Below are 4015 nucleotides of genomic sequence, written 5' to 3'. Positions count from 1 at the left end.
GTGAAAGAAATGAGCCCTCTAGACTCATTAAAGTACTACCTAACTATCCTCAATACGGGTTTCCTAGCCATGGAACCCAACACGGGCTTGATTCGAGCCTGGGTTGGAGGGATCAACCATAAATACTTTCAATACGATCACGTGCGATCACGCCGGCAAGTAGGATCTATCTTCAAACCCATCGTTTACGCCCAAGCCTTACGCAATGGCATGCTCCCCTGCGAATACACCTATAATCGCCAAGTTGTTTATACCGATTATAATGACTGGCAGCCCCGCAATGCCGACGGCAACTACGAAGGCGTCTACTCCATGGAGGGCGCCCTCAGTCACTCCGTCAATACCGTAACCGTGGAGATCATGCGCCGAGGAGGGCTAGATTCCACCCGCCTACTTGCTCGCGATATGGGCATCAGCGCTAACATCCCCGAAGGTCCAGCCATTTCTTTGGGTGAGCAGTAGATGCCTCGCTGGAAGAGATGGTTACGTCTATAGCACTTTTGCAACCGAGGTTGTGCGGCCAATCTACATACTTGGATCGAATCGAACAACAGGATGGCTATGGCATCGCCGAATTCGAACGACCGAACCCTAAAAACTTCAGCCGCGTACTTCCCGAAGAGGATGCTGACGTCATGATCAAAATATGGAGTCCGTGATCGATAGCGGAGACAGCGAAACGGGTCCATTATCGCTATGGCATCTATGGGCGCCGTGGCGGCAAAACCTACCACCCAAAATCATTCCGATGGCTGGTTATGGGCTTCACACCCTAAACTCGTCGCCGGAGGGCCTGGGTTGGACAGAAAGGTCCCCGTGTACACTTCCGCACCATGGGCGTAGGGCAAGGCTCCATACGCCCTACCGATCTGGGGCGAATTCATGAAGCGCGTCTACAAGGACAAACAGCTATAAACCACTACCGTCGCACCAATTCACGCCCATGGCTGATAGCCCAGCGCCATGGATGCATGCCCCCCTACCTCGACGAGATGCCACGACTCGTCAGCGATTGAGTCCGGGAAAACCAACTACTACGAGCAACTCTTACCTCTTCCGCGTCCTCATCGATATCCCCATGGAGGAACATCACATACCTCATAACGCCGCCCGCGCCGCAATTTCGAAACCATCTCCGACTACGCTGATCGACTCCGCAAGCTTAATGAGCGATTGGAAAAACGCTTAGAGCGCCAGGTATATCGGAGGGAGTTTTGAGATCAGTTGTTGTTTCGGAAAGAATAGCGGGGCGAGAGGAGTAGTAATTTGTTCTCAGGCACCTATTTCTTTGCTAAGCGCATTGAAATAGTAAAAGCCCAAACTATCCCCATGCGCTTATCTCATCTTTATGGAGCTCTCCTCTTTTCTGCTTCTCTTGTTCAAGAAGATGTCGATTGTGGCATTACATATCGGACCCAATCTACCCTATCAAATCAAATCAGCTCTGCGAATTGGAGCAAGCCCTAAGTAATACCACTGGCCCTTCACCGATGCTTCCTACACCTTTAGCAGTCATTGCTTCGAAGAAATCGAGGAACTTTAGTGAATGGCTGCAATCCCCTCTTGGACACACTCTGAAAATTAGGGCTGTGGAGATTTATGGTATCTAGTGGAGCGGAAGCCCAGATCCCCGCGGATACTACGCACCTCATGTGGTGGATTGAAAACCTACTGTACTATGGTGAGGTCACTGACTGTAGGCTTGAGCAGTGGTCCTTAGGGTGATATGTATGACTACTCTAAATACCCCTCCAATACCTAAGATACCATCAGAGCGATTGCTCATCATAATCGACTTTCATCTTGGAAGTGTAGGCATTGGCGGGAGGCGCCACAGCAATTTAACAGAGTAAAGTGGTTACTTGAAAAATTGACCACGGAGGAATTGCTATCTCTGATTGACTTTCCTAATCGGTAGTAAACAGCGATTGCTTTTGAAGGGCTATATCGTCATCAATACCCAAATTTGTCCCATCCTTTTGCATTTTGCAACGCTAGAGAATTACTATCTGGTTATAGTATGGATGCATCGGTCATAGACTTCATTTAAGCCAGTATTGTTTCTCTTGGATTATGAATTACCGATCTGAACATGCTCCATCACCCTCCTCCAAGCCCCTACCATTATCTGCTCTAACTGTAGTACAGCAGGGATCATTGATGAACAATGGAAAAACATTCGCTTATTGGTAGAAGCTCTCAGATATTGGTTTAAAAAGGCTACTCTCCCTTTCAAGTCACAAAATCCCAACATTTTATACCCTCTTTCTGTACACTTACTCCTAAATTAGGCCAATTGCCCAGAGCCCACCGGTGCTATTCACCAAATTACAAAACATGCCAAGCACTAGTTCTGCCTAAATTTTCGGATTTACCTACCTATTCTTTTACTTTTTACTTTCCTGAGCACTTCTCTTTTGCCCAAGCCCCCATCCAATATCACCTGAACCTGGATGACATTGGCCAGCATGAACTCAAATATACAGTAGAGTTTCCAAGCGTGCCCCTTAGGTGCCCTTACAGTGCGCATGCACGTGCCCTCCCCGGCCGCTATGCTGTGCACAATTTTGCCAAGAATGTATATGATGTGAAAGCCTGGATGCAGAAGGCAAAAGAATTATCTATAGACAAAAACACAGTCCGCAAGAATGGGAAAGTTAGTGGACATGATGGGTATGTAAATTTAAGTATACGCTCTTCGGAACTATGGGGATGGAACCTATACAGGTATTTGACAATCGAAAACTGCATATGAATATGCCAGCCACCTTCGTTTACGGCGTGATATGGAGCGGCGACCTGTCGAACTTTTGTATTGATTTGAGTAAGCATGCTAGCTGGCAAGTGGCTACGCAATTAGAAAAGGTAGAAACAGATTGCTACCGCGCACCTAACTATTACTTACTTCCTTCGATAGCCCGACTATGGTGGGGGACATTGATTTCCGTCGGTTTACGAGTTAGTTCCAATGGAAGACTATACGATTGAAGTAGCCATGATGCACGAGGACAGATAAAGAACTCGATGATTATATAAATGGGTTGCAGCAAATCGTTGAAGCCCGAAAGAGGTAGTATGGTGAATTACCGGATTTCGATTATGGTCGCTACTTCTCCTCACAGCTATAATCCCTGGATCAATGGCGATGATGGAGCACCGAAATTCTACGTTTGCAGTAGCAAGGAAGCTTAGCGAGAAATGCTAGCCAATTGATTGGACACATCTCGCATGATTTTTCCACCTGTGGAACGTGAACGATCCGTCCAAAATCGCTAGAACCTTCAATTTTGATGATGTAATTGTGCGGAGAGCTGTGGTTTGCAAGTTGCTTCACTTCCTACTATGATGATCTTATCCTCTGTAGAGCGGGAATTTTAAATACAGATCAATATGTTCGTGGGTTAACAGGTACGCTTACTATGTCTACAATTCTCCCGGAAGACAGTATCGAAATCCGATCGAGATGAGTTACAATGCGCCCTTTGTCGATGACTCTACCGCCAATGACGAGACTAATTTTGCCATAATTTATTAGCTACTATTCCTATGGAGCAGTACTTGGACTCTGCTTGGATTTAACGCATCGAAAGGACTACGAAGGTAAGTCTCTGGACGATGTGATGAAACATCTATGGCAACCATGAAGACAGACAGTACCGTATGAAATTCCCGATTTACAAGCTGCGGTAAGCAACCGTTACCGGCGACCAGCCTTTGCCGAAGCATTTCTTTCAGCAATAACATCTACGACAGCCAATTGCTGATATTGCTGAATCTTAGGCCACTTTGGGCTCGCAGTTAAGACCGCCCAAATGATCAAGTTGTCTTCAGAGCTAGTATGAAATACGAAAATGGAGAAGTATCCATTAGAGGTAATGTGCCACATGGGGGCGCCTTGCACGAAGCAGGATGCGTAAAAGGAGATGTGATCAAATCTATCAATGGTAAATCCATCAGCAATCAAGATGAATTAGAGGCTGTCACTAAGGGACTCAAAGTAGGAAAATCCTATCCC

Annotated in this window: 5 protein-coding genes; all 5 read left to right on the top strand. The window is 46.5% G+C overall.

The window, feature by feature from the left end; genetic code table 11:
• Window positions 1–462 (top strand): penicillin-binding transpeptidase domain-containing protein (locus tag D5R40_RS30855; protein WP_248284166.1); only part of this gene is annotated, 462 nt, incomplete at its 5' end.
• Between the two features lie 1834 nt (window positions 463–2296).
• Window positions 2297–2755: a M61 family metallopeptidase gene (locus D5R40_RS43135; RefSeq protein WP_161565129.1), complete on the top strand. Its 459-nt coding sequence runs from the start codon at window positions 2297–2299 to the stop codon at window positions 2753–2755.
• The gene (locus D5R40_RS43130; RefSeq protein WP_511035257.1) at window positions 2707–2988 is read left to right on the top strand and encodes a M61 family metallopeptidase; all 282 of its coding nucleotides are present in this window, start codon (window positions 2707–2709) and stop codon (window positions 2986–2988) included. The genes D5R40_RS43135 and D5R40_RS43130 overlap by 49 nt, the downstream gene beginning before the upstream one ends.
• Window positions 2989–3299: 311 nt before the next feature.
• A complete protein-coding gene (locus tag D5R40_RS43125) occupies window positions 3300–3467 on the top strand; it encodes a M61 family metallopeptidase (RefSeq protein WP_124155715.1) in 168 nt (55 codons plus the stop codon).
• A 371-nt stretch (window positions 3468–3838) separates the two neighbouring features.
• The coding region (locus D5R40_RS43120) for a PDZ domain-containing protein (RefSeq protein WP_375339432.1) at window positions 3839–4015 on the top strand (177 nt) is incomplete at its 3' end.

Origin of the sequence: Okeania hirsuta, from assembly GCF_003838195.1 — a bacterium.
Taxonomy (GTDB): domain Bacteria; phylum Cyanobacteriota; class Cyanobacteriia; order Cyanobacteriales; family Microcoleaceae; genus Okeania; species Okeania hirsuta.
Note: the sequence above shows the minus strand (reverse complement) of the source record. Positions and strands in the feature narration are given on the sequence as shown.

Bases quoted from the DNA above. Each gene is read 5' to 3' on its own strand.
- D5R40_RS43130 (WP_511035257.1), top strand. From the start codon at position 2,707: ATGGGGATGGAACCTATACAGGTATTTGACAATCGAAAACTGCATATG.